Here is an 18,018-nt window from a genome sequence, read left to right as displayed (position 1 = left end):
GCTGCCGTGCCCACAATGTAAACTCATAACCATCCAAAGGGAGGAACTTGATGAAGAAGATCGCGCTGACCCTCGCGGCCGTGGCGGGCCTCGCCGTAACGGGCGCACAGGCTCAGGACTACCCGAGCCGTCCGATCACCATGATCGTGCCCTTCGCGGCCGGCGGGCCGACCGACGTCGTGGCCCGTATCGTGAGCGACCACATGTCCCGCACCCTCGGCCAGCAGATCGTGATCGAGAACGTGGCCGGGGCCGGCGGCACCACCGGCATCACCCGCGGGGCCCAGGCGCAAGCGGACGGCTACACGGTCATGATGGGCCACATGGGCACCCACGGCGCCGCGCCCGCGCTCTATCCCAATCTGAAATACGATCCCGCCAAGGATTTCGCGCCCATCGGCCTCGCGGCCGGCACCCCCATCGTCATCGTGGCCAAGAAGGACTTTCCGGCCAACGACCTGAAGGGCTTCCTCGACTACATGAAGACCAACGGCGACAAGGTGAACATGGCCCATGCGGGCGTGGGCTCCGTGTCGCATTCGACCGGCATCTTCTTCAACTCGGTCATCAAGGCCAAGCCCACCATGGTGGCCTATCGCGGGACCGGCCCGGCCCTGAACGATCTTATGGCCAACACGGTCGATTACATGACCGACCAGATCGTCAACGTGGCGCCGCAGATCCAGGGCGGCAACATCAAGGCCTTCGCCATCGCCACGCCCGAGCGCTCCCCGGTCCTGCCGAACGTGCCCACCACGAAGGAAGCGGGCCTCGACGGCTACGAGGTCAGCGCCTGGAACGCCGTGTTCGCGCCCAAGGGCACGCCAGCGGAGATCGTCAAGAAGCTCAACGACGCGCTCGCGAAGTCCCTCGACGACGAGAACACGAAGAAGCGTCTGCTGGAGCTCGGCGGGGTCATCCCGACGGCGGCGGAACGGACTCCGGAATCCCTCCAGAAGCTCGTGGAGAGCGAAGTGGCGCGTTGGACCCCGGTCCTCAAAGCCGCCGGAGCTTCCGCAGAGTAAAGTTTTGGCTGGCTAATCCTTTGAAGCGGCGGGCGAATTCGCCCGCCGTTGTCATTTCTGGGCCTGCGACCGCAAAGAAGCCTTGAAATTGATCGCGGGCGCGATTACACCCTGCCTCACGTGCAGCCGTAGCTCAGTTGGTTAGAGCACCAGATTGTGGATCTGGGGGTCCCCCGTTCGAGCCGGGGCGGCTGTACCATCAGAATCAAGGGCTTAGCGGTCGTAGGTTCTAAGGCTGCTTCCCAGAAAGCTCCATTGGGAAGCATCCGGGAAGCCCCATAAGGGCATCTAGCCTCATCGATAGACAGCCTCCCGATCTGCTGGCGCGTTGTCTCCAACAGGGAGAAGCGCCATGGTTCGTCGCATTGTTGCTACTGTCTGCTTGCCAATATTCTGTGCGCCAGCGCTCGCGGTTGACGCCCCGGCCGTCTGGCGTGACCCGGAGACCGGATGCACCTATGTGGTTACGCCGCAGGGTGGGATAACGCCGCGCTTTCGTCGGGATGGCGTGCCGGATTGCCCTGATGCTGGCGCGGGCACGCGCCTGGTCGATGATACGGCGCGCGGGATCGCACGCGGGCTCGAGGCCTTGCAGCGTGAGGTCGAGCGACTGCGCGAGCGTTTCCGGGAGCGGGATCCAGCCGAACGGCTCAACGGGAAGGGCTAAGCTCCCTGTCGCTGGAACTCGGCTTGTGCCAGAGCTCCGAGCAACTCCCGGACATGCTCGACCGCATTGGAGACGGGGTCCTCTACCTCGCGCTGATAAAGCGGCAGTGCGGTCACCACAATTGGCAGACGGCTTACCCCTTCCGAGCCGGACCCAAACGGTCACGCTTCCGGCATCATCCGTGATGGCAATGATTCTGGAGGCTCGCCGATGCCCGCGAACGACAACGCACCGATCCCACGGACCATCCTGGTTTCACGGCCCGTCTATCCTTCAAAGCCGCGCCGCTGAAAGTCAGTCGCCACATCCAATGGTTGATGGGTCCGTTCATCAGGCTGTGCAGGGTCGAGAAGGGCATCATCGGCTCATTCTTCCTCTGTCGGACCGGCCCACTCTGGAACGGTGGCCCGGCGAGGCCGAACGAGCCACTGCAGGTCTTGCGGTAGCCCATCCGTGAAAGGCCAACGGGGGTCCCCGTCGGGCGATCCCACTCGGCGTGCTATGCCATTCGTGTCGCTAGAGCATCGGACGCAAAAGTGGGAACCGGTTTTGCGTGAAAAGATGCTCAACACCGTAGACGGACAGCATCGGATGTGGGTTCGATGACACGTCCGATGCTGTAGCACGAATAGCTCTCCGGCCTTTCTGCCCAGGTTTCGAAGCCCGTTAAGCAGGCATTCCAGCCGGTCCTAACGCCTCGGTCAGCCTCGCAAGAATGAGCGCCTCTTCTCGGATCGCAGGCGGCGCTTTCATTGGGGTTCTGTCCCAAACAGCATAAGCCAATGCAACTCGCTCGGCAGCCAGGATATAGAGGTTGGGGATTTCACACTCGCCCCACTCGAACGCCTGGTATTTGCGAGTGTTCAACTCAAGAAGGTTGGCCATGGCGTTTTGTGAGAATCCGAGGCCCTGCCGGATCTCAATCAGTTTGTTGGCTCGGTCCAAGTCGCTCATCGTCGCCCCGAAGTCAGTTCAGACGATAGGATGCGTGGGAGAGAGCGGTGTCCATTAGGCCAAACGGTCTAATGAGGGGTCTCATTCGACTCATGATGAAGAACACAAGACTGTGCCGCTCTGCCGGATCGGATCGCTGGTCGAGCGTAGTGCGGAAGCTGTACCATCAGCTTCCGGAGCACGGGCATACCCACACTCTTCTTTCTTCCTCCGACCAGCCTGTGCGGCTAATCCGTTCGCGGCTGCCCAACCCTCTGTGCATCCCACGCTGAAAGCAGCCGCGGCACCTGCGATGCGGATAGCGGCCTGGAATAGAGATAACCTTGCGCGTAGTCACAGCCCAACTCCCGAAGGCGCCGTGCTTGCCCCCGGGTCTCGACGCCCTCCGCAGTCACCTGGATGTTCAACTTCCGGCACAGTCCAATGACGGCCTCGATGATGGCCTCATCTCCAACATCGTGTTCCACGCCTGCGATGAAACTCCGATCGATTTTGATGTGATCGACCGGAAACTGCTTGAGGTGGGTTAGCGAAGCATAGCCGGTTCCGAAGTCGTCGAGAGCAATTCGCACACCCTGCCGATGAAGCTGTGTCAGTATGACAGAGGCATGCTCCGAGCCTTTGCCGAGGAAAACCGTTTCGGTGACCTCGACCTCGAAGTGCTCGAATGGGATAGACGTGCGTTCCAGGCGTCCAAGGAGTTCATCGGCGAGCTCCGGCTCATCGAAGGCTGACGATGACAGGTTTACCGCCACGCGCCCGAAATTAAGGCCGGAATCCAGCCAATCGCGCATATCGGAAGCGGCCTTGGTGCCGATCTGCCTGCCGATGGCCTGTGCAAGTTCAGGATCATGGAAGGCCGCCCCAAACACGTCCGGCGAAACAAGCCCTTTGCTGGGATGGCGCCAGCGGGCGAGGGCCTCGAACCCGACAATCCGGCCAGTCGCAAGGCACACCTTCGGCTGGTAATAGGGGTCGAACTGATTGTTGGAAACCGCTTCGTGGACGGCCCGCCCCAGGGCAACCCGCTGCGCACTGGCGAGGCGCAGCTTGGACGAGTAGGTGACGATGCTCTCCCGCCCCTGCGCCTTCGCATGACGGAGCGCGAAGTCGGTATTCGTCATCAACTCGGTTGGCGTAGACGCATGGTCGGGGAAAGCAGCCACGCCGATGTTGGCTCTGCCGGTGAGCCGCCGTCCCGCATGAGTGAAGGGCATGCGCAGTGTCGCGATCACGTGATCCGCGAAACGAGTTGCGTGCTCCAGGGTCAGGGGCTCCACAATCATGACCATGAACTGATCGCCGCCAAAGCGGGCCACGGTGTCGCAATCCCGGATCATGCCTGAGAGCCGTACGGCCGTTTCCTTCAGCAGGGCATCACCTGCTTCGTGGCCGAGGGCGTCGTTGACCTCCTGAAAATCGTCCAGATCGATCAGCAGCAGGCTGACGCTGGTGCCGCTCTGTTCGGCCTCTTCGAGAGCCTGCTTCAGTCGGTGCTGGAACAGGGCCCGGTTGGGTAGGCCCGTGAGAGGGTCGTGATTGGAGGAGCGCCATGCCTCTTCTTCAGCCATCTTGCGGTCGGTGATGTCAAACGTGATGCCGATCAGACGGTCGGGACCAGCGCGTTCCGCCCGCACCGCCAGCCACATCATTCGGCCGCTTGGCGGGACGTACCGGAACTCCACCGTCTCAGGTGTCCGGTGATCCGGCCGGCGGATGAACGACTCGGCCCGGTGGCGATCCTCAGGGTGAACCCTCTGGAGAAAGTCCGACAACGGCCCAGACCCGACACCGAGCAACTCACGAGCGTTGGCTGAGCGGGCCACATGCTCCGTTGTCAGATCGCGCTCCCAAGCCACCATGCGACCTGCCTGGAGGGCCAGCTTCAGCCGCTCTTCGCCCGCCCGCAGCGCATTCTCCATCCGCTTGTGGTCGGTCACGTCCTGAATGGTTCCGATCTTCCGAACCGGCCGTCCAGCCTTGTCGAGGAGCGTCCGGCCGCTCGTGGCGACCCAGCGTTCCTGCCCGTTGTCGGCCCGGATGATGCGATAGGTGCCGCCATAGCTCGGCCCGCTGGCGGGCCACTCGGCGAAGAATTTGCCCTCCACCTCGTCTCGATCATCCGGGTGGACGCAATTCAGAAAACTCTCCCGCGTGACCGGAGCATTGGCGCCGATACCGAGGATGCATCGCGCCTCGGCTGTCCATTGCCGGCGCCCGGTCACAAGGTCGGCATCCCAAATGCCCGTGGATGTCGTTTCCAGCGCGAGCCGCAGGCGCTCCTCACTGGTCCGGAGCGTCTCTTCGGCCTGCTTGCGCTCATGAATGTCGGAGATCGCTCCAACCCATTCCTCGATACTGCCCTCTTCGTTCTTGAGGGGCACACCGCGATCCGCCACCCACCGATACGCGCCGCTGACATGTCGGATGCGGAACTCGCAGCTATAGGGCTCACCAGACCGCAAGGCCTTGTGCCAAGCGGTAGATACAGTCTCGCGGTCGTCAGGGTGAACTGTGCGGAACCACCAATCCGGCTGCTCCTTTTCGACGGTCACGCCGCAAAATGCATCCCACCCTTCACCTTCAAGGGAAGAGCCGTCCGGGGTGACGCGCCAGATGATGGCAGCATTGGCCTCTGCTATCGCTCGATGCCGCAGCCGCGTTCTGTCACCCTCTCGCTTCGGCTCCGACTGTGCCGTTACATCGCGCGAGACGGACAGCAGACACGTTGTCGGTCCGGCCCTGGTCCGAACGGGAGTGACAATGACATCCCACCGCTTGCGCACGCCACGGGCCGCCGGACGCTCCCCCTGAAACCGTCCGATCTGCCCGGCTCTTGCAGTCCGGACGGCAGCCCGTGCCGCGTCCTGGTCGGCCCAGCACTGAACCCAGGAGCCTCCCACAAGGGAATGAGGATCGCCCATCCCCATGACGCGAAGACCGCCCCTGTTCATCAGAATCAGGCGCGCATCCCGGTCGAGCAACTCGATGCAATCGATGCTGCTGTCGAGAATTCCATCGAGCAGATCTTCGGCGGTCACCACGTGCCTTTGCTACTGCCTTGTTCTGTTGGCCGACGTGACCATGCGTACCAGAGGCACGCCAGTCAGTCCCGCCAGCGAGCCTGCTACGACAACAATGAGAAGAATCGTCACGGGAGGCCTTTTTCGGTTGCTGCTCTCGCTTGTACCAGGGACGGAAGAGGCATCAGCCAAGGAAGCTGTATCCGGCGTGCCGCTGTGCCTGGATCGGATCGTAGCCAAGGCCCTTGCGCAGCTTCTTGCGCAACTTGCTGACGTGCCCTTCGACCACACTCGTCTCCAGTTCATCTGAGGCATCGTAGATCGTGTGGAATATCTGCGCTTTGCTGAGCCAGCGGCCGCGATGCCGCACCAGGTGCGCCAGGATGTCCCGCTCCCGGCGCGGCAGGGACAGGCTGATGCCGTCGATCTCGGGGTCTCGCCCGTCGAAGTAGACCTTGAGACGCGCCTGTCCGGTCGCCGTCGCCTGGCCATCATTGACGCGACGCCAGATGGCTTCCGAGCGAGCCAGGATCTCGCGGACATGTATGGGCTGGCGCACCACGTCGTCGAATTGGGCTGAGAACAGGTCGAGGGTCTGCTCCAGGGAGCGGGCCTCGCACAATGCGATGACGGGTGCCTGGGATCGGTGGCGGATCATGGCCGCCATGACGGCGCGGCCCTCGCACTCGCCGAGCAGAAAGCCCTGGACCTTGTCCAAGGCACTGCGGGCGCTCGCTTCAAGCCATCTGGAAAACTCTCGGGAGGGAAATCCCAATGCCGGGACGCCTTCCTGACCAAAGCTCGCGACGTATCCGGCAGTGATCGACTGCCGTTCATCGACAACAATATGCATGGTGCTGTGCCCCCACAGACGCTTTCGAAGATCACAGGACCGCTGTGCCGATCGGCACTTGGAGTTGTTCGGCAAAGGACTTGGGCACCGGAATACGCAATGCAGGTGAGGGCTTATACAAAGCCTCTTTCAACGGTGGCCCGAACGTTCGCGAATCAAACGATACTATGACTTTTGTCCTTGCTAGGGCGTGGCGTGACCCAGGTCCATTAGACCAGATGGTCTAGTTTCGCCTGTCCTGCAGATGGTTAGATTGTTCGGTACAGGGGGAAGCCCGTGCGCGAATCTGGGCCTGGCTGGGGCGACCAAATCCATAAGATCGAAGAGGCCGAACTCCGCCTCGTCCGGCATGAGAAGCGGACCCGGCTCGTTCTTATCCTGCTCTTCGTTCTCAACGCGATCCTGCTCGCGCTCGTCGTGGGCTATTTGTGGGGTCATCCGTGGGTGCAGGAAAGCATCCAGGAGTTTGCTCCATAGTGTCGCTTCTATGAACCTGACTCCTCCGATCTTGCAGCTCTCGTCAGAGGCACGATAAGACCGCCAAAATGGAATTGAGTCACATCACGGCTATGCAAGGCGCGATCTGCGGCGCGATCGTTCACCGGCTTTGAACTGAGCAGCCCGGGGCCTTGGCTTGCTTCGAACGAGCATCGAAGCATCGCCTCTGCTCTCGAATTAACGTCGCCTTGAGAGGGATTCGGCCCAGACTCGGGTCAACCACCAAGGGCGTGGAATGACTGTTGTAGCTCTGGCAGGAGTGGAGGGACTCGAACCCCCAACCCCCGGTTTTGGAGACCGGTGCTCTAGCCGATTGAGCTACACTCCTGCGCGGTCAGCCGGTCAGGGCCAACCAGAGGCCGAGCGTTATCTGTCAAACGCCGCCCGACCGTCAAGCGCGCAATCAGACTTTATCGGAAGGGCTGATCAAACCACCTTTGAGGAATGCGTAAAACCGATAAGCAGGAATCACCGCTGCAGCCGAGGCGAGCAGAACGAGAAAGATGACCTGGGGAGCGTGCAGATCCCCATAGTCCAGAGGCTTGTTGAGGCCCGCCTGCAAAGATGCGGAGTGCTGGATAAGGTAGTCGCCAGCACCCTGCTCGCCAACAAAGGCAGCAATCACCCCTGACAGAAGAGTCAAAGGCACAATGGCGGCGATGAAAGGATTGTGTCCGGCAAAGGATATCACTCGCCGGGCGAGAGTAGAGGATACTTGTCTCACTGAAATGCCCCATAACTATTGATCTGATTATTGGGCCTTCAATAGTCCTCCACGAGTAGGGCTGGCAAGCAGGCGGCGCAATTGATGCGCTCTGACGTGAGTGATCTGAGCCCGCAAAACTGGATCGTTTTTGGCGAGAGCTTTCCGCGCGAGGATCCCGGGCTGCTCGTCATCGACGACAACGCCAATGGCCGTGTCGATGGCGCGGTCGAGCTGTTCGGCTCGGCCACCCAGGACGGCTTCGCGGTGCTGGAGACCCTCGACGGCAACCGCGACGGCGTCATCGACGCGCAGGATGCGGCCTTCGCCAAGCTGCGGGTGTGGCGCGATCTCAACCGGAACGGGGCGTTGGATGAAGGCGAGCTGCAGACGCTGGCGCAGGCCGGCATCGCGGCGATCTCGCTCGCCCGCACGGATCTGCCCGGCACCAACCAGGGCCACACCGTCGGCTACGGCTCGACCTTCACCCGCACGGACGGCTCGACCGGGGCGGCGCAGACGATCTATTTCCAGACCGACCGGCAGGACACGCAGGACAACACCCCGCCGTTCACGCCCGCCGAGGGCGTCGATGCCTTGCCGCTCCTGCCCGGCTCGGGAAACATCCACAGCATCGCCTACGCGCTGACCTTCGATGCGGCCTTCAGGGCCGCGTGGACGCAACTGACGGATGAGGCGGCCGGTCTCGATCCGAGCGTCCTGCATGCCCGGTTCGAGGCGCTGCTCCTGCGATGGGCGGGCGTGGACGGGGTCAATCCCTACAGCCGCGGCGAGCTGGTGGATGCCCGCCATCTCGCCTTCGTGGAGGCGTTCTTCGGGGACAGCTATCGCGAGATCGTCCGGGGCGAAGAGGCGCGGACCTATCCCAGCCGGGCCTCGACAGCCGGGGCCGTCGAGGCGAGTTTTCAGCAGATCGTCAGCGTCCTCGAGACCCTGTTCCTGGCGCAAACCGCCAGGAGCCTGCTGGTGCGGGGAGGGGATATCGGAGGGGCTCTCGAGAGCCCCTTTTTCTTTTATGCGCTCTTGCAGTTCAGCGACGCGGAGGGAAATCCCGCTCCCGCAAGCCCCGAGAACGTGCAGATGGTGGTGAGCCTCATCGCGCAATTCGCGCCGACGGCTCCCGGCGCCGCGACAAGCTATCTGACGAAAGCGCTCCTCGGGCTCGAAGGCATGGTTTCCATCGCCTTCGATGGGGACAGGTCCGCCTACGCCGAAGCGGCAGGCCCAGGTCTGGACAGCATCGCCGATCCAGTGCTGCATCGCATCGCCGAGCAGATTGTGGACGGTCGAGCGCGGCTCGGATCGACCGCGGCGGAAGGAATCCGCGGCACGAGCGGGGACGACGTCTTCATCGCCGGCGGCGGAGGCGACTTCATCGATGGCCGCGAGGGCAGTGACATCGTCGTCTACAACAAGCGCGACGGCAATCTGTGGATCCGCGACGACGAGGGATCCGCCGCCGAGAGGGACAAGCTCGTCCTGACCGACCTGAACGCATCGGAAGTCGATCTGACCCGGGTCGGCGACAATCTTTTGATCAAGGTGATCGCGACCGGAAAGACGATCACCGTCGAGGATTTCTTCTGGCACTACGCGGACAAGGCTTACGGGACAGATAGCATCCGGTTCCGCGACGGCACGGAGTGGGATCGCGCCGCGATCCAGGAGCACGCGGTCTATCGCGGCGATTCCGGCCGCAACACGATCATCGATTCCGCGCTCGACGACGTGGTGCGCGGTGGCCGGGGCGACGACTTCGTCAAGATCGGACAAGGCTCCGACACGGTGATCTATGGCCGCGGCGACGGCAGCGACGTGATCGATCACAGCTCTTCGTCCTCAACGGAGCGCGATCAGCTCATCCTCGCCGACCTCAACCCGGATGACGTCGTATTCTCGCGCGTGGGGGATGATATCCTCATCACGATCAAGGAGACGGGAGAGTTCATTCGGGATCAGAAATTCTTCTTCAATTCGAGCACGGTCACGGGCTGGCGGCAGTACAGCTACGGTTTCGAGAGCGTGCAGTTCGCGGACGGCACGGTCTGGGAGCGGGACCGGATCCAGAGCGCGGCATGGCTGCGGGGAGACGCCAACGCCAACACCCTCTCCGGCTCCGGCTTGAGCGAGACGTTCGTCGGCGGGCAGGGCGACGATGTGATGGTGGGTTCGCATGGGAGCGATACCTATTTCTGGAAGACGGGCGATGGTGACGATCGCATCGGCGATTTCAGCAACAATGCGACCGATACCGATACCCTCGTGCTTCAGGACGTTCAATCCGACGAGGTCAGCCTGGCCTATCAGGGCGGGAACGTTCTCCTGACCATCGAGGCGACCGGAGAAGTCCTCCAGCTCGACGATTTGGTGCTGGGAGTCGACAATCTGGTGACGGATTGGAACCAGTATCGGTATGGCATCGACGTCATCAAATTCGCCGACGGCGTGACCTGGGACCGGCAGAGGATCTATCAGCAGATCGGGGCGGACTTCATCGGAAAGAAGACTTACTACCGCTACGTGTTTGTTGAGACCGTTCTTGTCAACGCCTACTGGTATGACGAGTTCGGCCATATCGGCGATATCTCCGAAGTGTTCGAGAACGGGCCAAACGACAGGTTCAATGGCGGCTCCGGCAACGATGTGATGAACGGAACCGTTGGGCATGATGTGCTCAGCGGCTACGGAGGAAACGACATCATTGCCGGCTACGGCGGCCACGATGTTCTGTACGGCCATGATGGCAGCGATACGATCTTCGGCGGGGACGGCTACGACTTTCTCCGGGGCGACGAGCACAACGATTTTCTCGATGGGGGCGATGGCTCCGACCGGCTCGATGGAGGCAATGGCGACGACGAACTCCGCGGCGGCGACGGCAAGGATTATCTGAGCGGCAGCTACGGAAACGACACGATCATCGGCGGCCGTGGCGATGATGTCATTGCCTCGTTCGACAACGGCGGCACGGCAACCGGCAGCGATACCTTCGTTTACGCTCTGGGCGATGGCAATGACAGCATTCTGGACGAGACCTTTGCCGATCATCATGCCGGCCAAAGCGATATCCTGCTCCTGGGCGATCTCAATGCCTTGGATCTAAGGTTCTCGCACAGCGGGGCAGACCTCCTGATCCACGTGTCGAGCACGGGGGAAACGATCCGGATCGTGGATCAATTCCATCAGATGCCCAATGCGGCGGGCAGAGGCCTGGAACTCATTCGCTTCGCAAACGGGGAGGAATGGAACCGCCAGCGGATCAACCAGGAGGCTTGGTACCGTGGCACGGCTGGGAAGGACACCATCGGCAGCTCCTCCAGCGATGACAATACGATCTCCGGCGGATTGGGCGACGATTACATCGTGTCGGATAGAGGCGGGGGCTTTGAGACCGGGAGTGACACGTTCCTCTATGCGAGGGGCGACGGCAACGATGTGATTGTCGATACGACGCAATCCGCTTTGGGCCTGAATGAGAACGACACACTGCTGCTGTCCGACCTCGATGCCTCGGATCTGGAGTTTTCTCGCAGTGGAGCCGATCTTCTCATCAGCGTCTTGAACACAGGCGAAACGATCCGGATCGTGGACCAGTTCTCAGAAGCCTGGAATGCGGCAGGCCGCGGAATTGAGGTCATCCGCTTCGCCGATGGGGAGGAATGGGCGCGTCAGCGGATTTACCAGGAAGCATGGTACCGCGGTACGGACGGCAGGGATATCATCATCAGCAACGGTGTCGGCGACAATACCTTCCTCGGCGGTCTCGGCAACGACACGATCACATCCGGCTCCGGCGCTGGCTCCGCAACCGGGAGCGATACATACATTTATGCGAGGGGTGACGGGAACGATGTGATCGGTGACACGACACAGTCCCTTTATCACGCCAATGAGAGTGACCTCCTCCTGCTTCGCAACCTCAATCGAACGGATCTGCAGTTCCTCCGCAGCGGGAACGATCTTCTGATCAATATCCCGAGTACCGGCCAGGCGGTTCGTGTCGTGGACCAGTTCTCCGAATCCGCCAATGCGCCGGGCCGCGGAATCGAGGTCATTCGCTTCGCGGATGGGGACGAGTGGAGCCGCCAGACGATCTACGGGGCCGCGACGGCCGGCAGCGGGTTTATCGTCGGGTCGAGGTTTCTCAATGACCCATTGATTGGCGGTGACGGCCAGCAGAACATCTACGGCGAGGCGGGTGATGACACGCTCGACGGCAGAGCAGGCAGCGACCTGCTTTACGGTGGTCTTGGCAACGATATACTTCTGATCAGTCAGAGCGCGGCAGGCGAGATCGACACCCTTGACGGTGGTGCGGGGATCGACACTGTGAGCTTTGCCAGCTTCTCGGCCGCGGTATGGGTTGATCTCGTCACGACCGGCTCCGAAGCCCGTACGAGAGATCGCGCCGATCTGGGGGCCGGTACTTGGCGCGGCATTGCCGAAATCAGCACGGTCGAGAACATTACCGGCACCGCCTTCGCGGACCAGCTCTTCGGCGATGCAGGCGCAAACGTGCTGATTGGCAACGCCGGAGCGGATGCACTGGATGGACGCTCAGGGAACGACACCCTCAACGGCGGTGCAGGGAACGACTCTCTGACGGGCGGACTGAACTCGGATACATTCGTCTTCGATGTCGATTTTGGGGTCGATGTGATCACCGATTTCAAGGCCGGCGCGAATACAGACGACGTCATCCAGTTCTCGACGGCCGTGTTCTCCGATTATGCAGCCGTGCTCGCAGCCTCTAGCCAGTCAGGCAGCAATGTCGTGATCACGGCCGGCACCGGTAATACGATCACCCTGAAGGACGTCCAGCGCGCGAACCTCCACGCCGATGATTTTCAATTTGCTTAAGTCCGAACACCATGAGCGGTCGGGGAAGATATCCAGGACGATATCCAATTGGGGCAGTGCAATCCTCGTAGGAGATGGTGCATTCGCGACCACAAGAACGTCGTGATCCGTCGCCCGTCCAAGCTGGACCGATCCCACGGGCTCTCGTTGCCCCGGTCGCTCTGCCAAGCCGCTCCCGCTGAGTAACGACAACGGAAGAATTGCACCCCCTTTCGAGGTGTGCAACGATGTTTCTCAACTCAGAGAGGAGCTTTCCGGATCCTGGTGGAAATCGCGCGGACGCGGTTCTCAGCGGGCGGCCGTCTGGCCTGCTGCCGCAGGCACGGGGCTCTTGGTCAGCACCATCCTGCCGGAGCGGCTGCAGGACACGGTGACGAAGCCGTCGGAGGCATTGATCCGGACCGTCGTCTCATCATCGTTGCTGACGGTTTGAACCGGAGCTTCGCCGGTTTCCTGCGCTGTTTCGGTGATGATCGAAAGGCAATCCGAATAAGGCATGGCCGCAACGCGCGTGTTCGCCTCCTCGGCGTGCGCAGCGGCACCGAGTGAAGCCATTCCAAAGATGCCAAGCAGGGATGTCACCGCCAAGGCTCGCATCGACTTGTCCTCCTGACCTCTGGAAAATAACCACGCTCAAGATCGTGCCGCCGTGCCGAAACGCACACCGAGGCAACGTCTCCGGTTCAGGGCCGTTCCTGGTGTCGATGTCGCAGGAGGACGGGCGCCTTTCCGGCGTCGCGAGCTTAACCGCGCGATCCTTTCAGGCAGGCTAACGACCGTCGCGGCCACGCTTCCAGGTTCGCTTCGGGGGGCACTTCGGGGTAACCGGCGAAGGCTGAAGCGGATCGGGGAGTTCAGGCCGCGCCATTCCAAATGAGCTTGGCCATGCGACATCATGATCCTTGCGCGCATGTCGCGAATGTAATTCCATCCGGGCATCGAGTCGTGCATCGACGCCGGTTCGTATCTGCCGACCGGGACCTGTGCCCTGGTTGGCGCAATTCGTTCTTCGTCCGCCTTGCCTCCGGCCCTGCCGGGTCATTTTCCAATCATTGCGTTCACCCGCGATTCATCCCGAAAGCGTCAGGGGGTGGTCTCATGAAAACTTGCAGTCCCAATCTTTTGCAGGATGCCCTCGAACTGAGAGCGCATGTCAGGGGCCTCAAGGCCCTGCTCGAGTTTCAGCAGTGGCAGATCGAAGTGATGAACGACCGCCTCTATGCCTCGGAATCAGGGGGAAAGGCCGCCCGGCGATTGCTCGCGCTCAAGCAGAGCGAGGCAGAGCGCACGGGCCGGCGAAGGTCGTCGGATTTCTGACGGCCCCGCGCATCGAGCGGGGAGAGACAGCCTTGCGTCGTGGGGTTGCTGCTCTCCTTCCTGAAGAGCGCATCGTTGTGTGTGGACCCTACAGCATCGGGCGTAAAATCGAATTCACGTCCGACGCTATAAGTCTATGGTCTTGAGCATCTTTTCACGCAAAACCGGTTCCCACTTTTGCGTCCGATGCTCTAGGGCCTCTGCTTCCTGTCCTTCAGGACATAATCGTCCAATGCGGCAAGGTTGAACTCACCCGCATTCCAGCCGGCCACCAGGTCGGGGATGAGCTTGCTGGGGCTTGCCATGCCGAAGAGAAATCCCTGGCCGAGATCGCAGCCCTGGCTGCGCAGAAAGGCGGCCTGAACGGCCGTTTCGACGCCTTCCGCGACAGTCGTGATCCCGAGGCTCTTGCCCAGACTGACGACGGCCTGAAGAATGGCCGGATCATCGGGGTTGCTGGCCAGATCGTGCACGAAGGAGCGGTCGATCTTGATGATGTCCACCGGGAACTGCTTGAGGTGCGAGAGCGAGGCATAGCCCGTTCCGAAATCGTCGAGCGCGATCTTCACACCCTCGGCGCTGAGAGTCCGCAGGGTCTTTTCGATGAATTCCGCGCCTCGCCCGAGAAAGACCGTCTCGGTCACCTCGATCTCGAGGCAGTGGTTCGGAATATTTCCGCTCCGCAGGCGCTCGAGAATCCGTTCGGCGAAATCCATGCCCCTGAACTCGGCAGCGGATGCGTTGATGGCGACATGGCCGAACGGAATGCCTGATTGCAGCCAGCGGCGCATGTCGTCGAAGACCATGTCGTGCATCTGCTTGCTCAGCGCGACGGCAAGATGGGGGTCGTCGAAGGCGGCCTGGATGCTTGCGGGCAGTTCGATGCCGGCGCGCGGATTGCGCCAACGGAGGAGGGCCTCGAAGCCCGCGAGCTCGCCGGAGCTCAGATGCACCTTCGGCTGATAGAACGGCTCGATACTGCGCGTATCGATGGCTCCGCGCGCGTTGTTGCGCATCTCGGCTTTCTGCTGCGCCTCGGTGCGCATGGAGGGTTCGAAGACCATGACCTTGTCCCGTCCTGTGGCCTTGGCGGTGTAGAGTGCAATATCCGCCTGCTTCAGAAGATCGGCGGATTCCTTGGCGTGATCCGGCCAGATGCTGGCACCGATGCTGGCGCGGCAATCGAGCGTGCGCCCGGAAAAGGGAAGGGGCTTTTGCAACTGTTCCTGGATGGGCGCGATGAGGGTCCTGATATCCTGCTCGCTCTCGATCTCGGGAAAGATGATGGCGAACTCGTCGCCGCCGTTGCGGGCGACGGTGTCGATGGGACGCACGGCGGCGCAGAGGCGGTTGGCGACCGCCTGCAGAACGGCGTCTCCCGCGTCATGGCCGAGAGTGTCGTTGATTTCCTTCAGATGATCCACGTCGAGGATCACCAGACCGAGCTTGCGGTTGCGGCCGGCGGACAGCTCGAGAGCCTTGCTCAGCCTGATCTGGAAAAGGGCGCGGTTGGGCAGGCGCGTCAGGTGATCATGGTGGGCCGCCCAGAGGATCTTCTCCTCGGCCTCCTTCTGGCTCGTGACGTCGCTGATGATCCCTTCCAGGAATAGGGGTTCTCCCGATGGGCTGTAGATGCATCGGCCACGATCGACCATCCAGCGGATGTCGCCCGACTTGGTCCTGATGCGGTAGACGATGTCGAAGACCTGCCGGCTCATGATGCTGGCGAGAACCGCATCCTCGACCGTTTGGAGATCGTCGGGATGGACGATCTCTCCCCATCTGACTTTTCCCTGTAGGAATTCGCTCGCGGTATACTCGGTCAGGGTCTCGGCGCCTTCGCTGATCAAGGTGAAGCGCCACGGCGCGGCGATGTCGCCCTGATAGACGATCCCCGGCAGGTTATCGATAAAGCTCGCCAGCTGACGCTGGCTTTCGTGCGCCTTCTCCTCCGCCGTCTTGCGGGCGTGGATGTCTTCGGCGACCGCAATGGAAGAAACGGGTTTTCCCGCGTCGTCGCGGACGAAGGACACGTTGACCGCGCACCAGACCGCAGTGCCGTCGGGGCGCATATAGCGCTTTTCGACCTGGAAGGGCGTGGCGCTCTCGAGGTGCTTCCGGAATTGGGCCGCGTTCGACGCGACATCGTCCGGATGCGTGAAGGCGCTCATCGGGAGGCCGTCCAGTTCCTCCCCGCTGCGGCCCACCATGTCGCAGAAGCGCTGATTGACCATCAGCACCCGCTCGTTCAGGTCCCGGTGCAGGATGCCCACCATGGTCTGGCCGAAGACGGTGGCGAGTTGCTGCTCCCTCTCCTGGAAGGCCTCGGCCACGGCGCGCCGATCGTTGATGTTGCGGAAGATGACCATCAGATCGTCCCCCACAGGCGTGGCGTGAACCTCGTACCAGGAGGACAACGCCTCGAAATAGGCTTCGAAGATCCGCGTCGAGCGTTCGGCCACGGCGCGGCGATAGTTGTCCTCGAAGATCGTGCCGACGAGTTGGGGGAATCTGTCCCAGATGCAGGCGCCGAGGATATCGGCGTTCGCCGCCAGTTCCGTCGCGGCGCGGGCATTGCAGAACGTGAAGCGCCAGTTGCGGTCGAGAAAGAAGACGCAATCGGTCGTCATCTCCACGAAGGAGCGGGCATAACTCGAGATTCGGAGCGAGGGGAGCGGCGATTCATCTTGAGTCCGGGATCGCGCGAGACCGCCGGAGAACCGCTGGCGCAGCCATGATTGGCCCCAAAAACGCATAGCTGCACTCTTAATGTCTGCCAGCCGCCGGATCGCCGGCGGCCACAGGTTCTGTCTCGGACTTCATCCGCCGGTCGGACGGGATGAGCAATCGTCGTGGATGCGCCGAATTATGACGTCGTCTTCGGACGGGAGGCAAGTCTTAAAAGAGGCGTGATTGTGTTTGTGTAACCTATTGCCTTGCGACCCGTCCGTTCGCCCGCCCGGAGCGCAAAGACGAGAAGGGCCCGATGCTCGCATCGGGCCCTTCCTGCCGATTCGATCCGGTCCGCTTAGAGCATCGTGCGGAAAAGTGGAATCCACTTTTGGGTCCGATGCTGTAGAACAGCGCATCGTTCGAGCGGATCCGAAGGGCCACGTTCGTGACCCGAAGGGCCGCGTCAGCGAAAACCAGGTCCACTTTTCACGAGCGCGGGCCGCCCCGGGTCCGCACGATGCGCTAGTTGAACTTGTAGTTCAGGCCGGCGCGGAACACGCCGAATTCCGTGTCGCGGCGGATGTTGATGCGGTTGGCGAGAGCATAGCTGTCGCTCGTGTCGAGGTTCACGTAGAGGCCTTCGACCTTCGCGGTGAAATTGTCCGTCACGGCATATTCGACGCCGCCACCCATGGTCCAGCCGCCGCTCACGCTGCTGTCGCGGCGGTAGCCGAGCGCCGCGTCGAGGCCCTTGTTGCCGCCGATGTTGCCATAGGCGAAGCCGAGCGTGCCGAACACGAGAGCGCGATCGAGGGCAAGACCCGCACGGGCGCGGACCGTGCCGAAGTAGCCGTCGTCCTCGCCCCGGTAATTGATGCCGCGATAGGTTGCGCTCTTGTCGCCGATGGCAGCGTATTGAAGGTCGGCTTCGGCGCCGACCACGAACATGCCGAGCTGGTAGTTGTAGCCGCCCTGGATACCGCCCAGGAAGCCGCTCTTGCGTCCGCCGCCGGTGACGTTGAAGGCCTCGTCATAGTACTGGCTGGCGCCCGTGCTGCGGCCGTAGCCGAGGTTCACGCCGGCGTAAAAACCGCTCCAGGTGAAGACCGGCAGGGCATTGTAGGCAGGGGCCGGGGAGTAGCGGGACGGCAGGTCGGCGGCCTGGGCGCTGGACGCGATGCCGATGGCGGCTGCGGCGGCGAGGAGATTGAGAGAGAGGGTACGCATCACTGTCATTCCGTTCCAAACACGAAGCAGGGTAGGCATTAATTGCCTGTCCCGGGTGTCATAAGCCGGAGGGGGTACCTCTGCAATATGATTGCCTGTATTCGCTGGCAATATGCTTGATGATTTATGAATCTTTACTTTTCATAAACCATGAGAGCTTGGAGTCGTTGCTGTCGTGGTGTTCCCGTTGCACAAGG

The 18,018-nt window shown here is 61.8% G+C and carries 12 protein-coding genes and 2 tRNA genes; 6 read left to right on the top strand and 8 right to left on the bottom strand.

What is annotated here, in order from left to right; translation table 11 throughout:
• Positions 1–50 precede the first annotated feature (50 nt).
• The 3 genes from AB8841_RS25800 to AB8841_RS25790 all read left to right on the top strand — a co-directional run bounded on the left by AB8841_RS25800 (position 51) and on the right by AB8841_RS25790 (position 1,692).
• Positions 51–1,025: a tripartite tricarboxylate transporter substrate-binding protein gene (locus AB8841_RS25800; protein ID WP_370438611.1), complete on the top strand. Its 975-nt coding sequence runs from the start codon at positions 51–53 to the stop codon at positions 1,023–1,025.
• A gap of 122 nt (positions 1,026–1,147) precedes the next feature.
• Positions 1,148–1,224, top strand: a tRNA-His gene (locus AB8841_RS25795).
• Between the two features lie 153 nt (positions 1,225–1,377).
• Positions 1,378–1,692, top strand: coding sequence for a hypothetical protein (locus AB8841_RS25790; protein ID WP_370438610.1), 315 nt, complete (start codon positions 1,378–1,380; stop codon positions 1,690–1,692).
• Positions 1,693–2,358: 666 nt separating this feature from the next.
• On the opposite strand, the gene AB8841_RS25785 is transcribed toward AB8841_RS25790, so the two are convergent.
• From AB8841_RS25785 to AB8841_RS25775, 3 genes are all read right to left on the bottom strand, one after another.
• Positions 2,359–2,646, bottom strand: coding sequence for a transcriptional regulator (locus AB8841_RS25785; protein ID WP_370438609.1), 288 nt, complete (start codon positions 2,644–2,646; stop codon positions 2,359–2,361).
• Positions 2,647–2,873: 227 nt separating this feature from the next.
• Positions 2,874–5,687: an EAL domain-containing protein gene (locus AB8841_RS25780; RefSeq protein WP_370438608.1), complete on the bottom strand. Its 2,814-nt coding sequence runs from the start codon at positions 5,685–5,687 to the stop codon at positions 2,874–2,876.
• Positions 5,688–5,853: 166 nt separating this feature from the next.
• Entirely contained in the window at positions 5,854–6,522 is a 669-nt protein-coding gene (locus AB8841_RS25775; RefSeq protein ID WP_370438607.1) for a response regulator transcription factor, read from the bottom strand.
• 276 nt (positions 6,523–6,798) lie between these two features.
• Here AB8841_RS25775 and AB8841_RS25770 point away from each other — a divergent pair, with 276 nt between their 5' ends.
• Positions 6,799–6,999, top strand: a complete 201-nt coding sequence (locus tag AB8841_RS25770) for a hypothetical protein (protein WP_370438606.1) — start codon at positions 6,799–6,801, stop codon at positions 6,997–6,999.
• Positions 7,000–7,271: 272 nt separating this feature from the next.
• Here the strand turns inward: AB8841_RS25770 and AB8841_RS25765 are convergent.
• Positions 7,272–7,348: transfer RNA gene (locus AB8841_RS25765), tRNA-Trp, on the bottom strand.
• Positions 7,349–7,423: 75 nt separating this feature from the next.
• Complete coding sequence (locus AB8841_RS25760) at positions 7,424–7,744, bottom strand: hypothetical protein (protein ID WP_370438605.1); 321 nt, start codon at positions 7,742–7,744, stop codon at positions 7,424–7,426.
• A gap of 96 nt (positions 7,745–7,840) precedes the next feature.
• On the opposite strand from AB8841_RS25760, the gene AB8841_RS25755 reads away from it, so the two are divergent.
• Complete coding sequence (locus tag AB8841_RS25755) at positions 7,841–12,604, top strand: calcium-binding protein (RefSeq protein WP_370438604.1); 4,764 nt, start codon at positions 7,841–7,843, stop codon at positions 12,602–12,604.
• Positions 12,605–12,892: 288 nt separating this feature from the next.
• Here the strand turns inward: AB8841_RS25755 and AB8841_RS25750 are convergent, their stop codons facing one another.
• Positions 12,893–13,159, bottom strand: a complete 267-nt coding sequence (locus AB8841_RS25750) for a hypothetical protein (RefSeq protein WP_370438603.1) — start codon at positions 13,157–13,159, stop codon at positions 12,893–12,895.
• 543 nt (positions 13,160–13,702) lie between these two features.
• Here AB8841_RS25750 and AB8841_RS25745 point away from each other — a divergent pair.
• Positions 13,703–13,921, top strand: a complete 219-nt coding sequence (locus AB8841_RS25745; protein ID WP_370438602.1) for a hypothetical protein — start codon at positions 13,703–13,705, stop codon at positions 13,919–13,921.
• Between the two features lie 191 nt (positions 13,922–14,112).
• Here AB8841_RS25745 and AB8841_RS25740 read toward each other — a convergent pair whose 3' ends face one another.
• Both AB8841_RS25740 and AB8841_RS25735 read right to left on the bottom strand, forming a co-directional pair.
• Positions 14,113–16,551, bottom strand: a complete 2,439-nt coding sequence (locus AB8841_RS25740) for an EAL domain-containing protein (RefSeq protein WP_370438601.1) — start codon at positions 16,549–16,551, stop codon at positions 14,113–14,115.
• A 565-nt stretch (positions 16,552–17,116) separates the two neighbouring features.
• Positions 17,117–17,821 (bottom strand): outer membrane protein, encoded by a 705-nt coding sequence (locus AB8841_RS25735; RefSeq protein ID WP_370438600.1) that lies wholly within the window; start codon positions 17,819–17,821, stop codon positions 17,117–17,119.
• Positions 17,822–18,018 lie beyond the last annotated feature (197 nt).

The sequence above is a fragment of the Microvirga sp. TS319 genome (assembly GCF_041276405.1).
Lineage (GTDB): Bacteria > Pseudomonadota > Alphaproteobacteria > Rhizobiales > Beijerinckiaceae > Microvirga.
The sequence above is the reverse complement of the archived record's forward strand: the minus strand, read 5'-3'. Positions and strand labels throughout refer to the sequence as shown.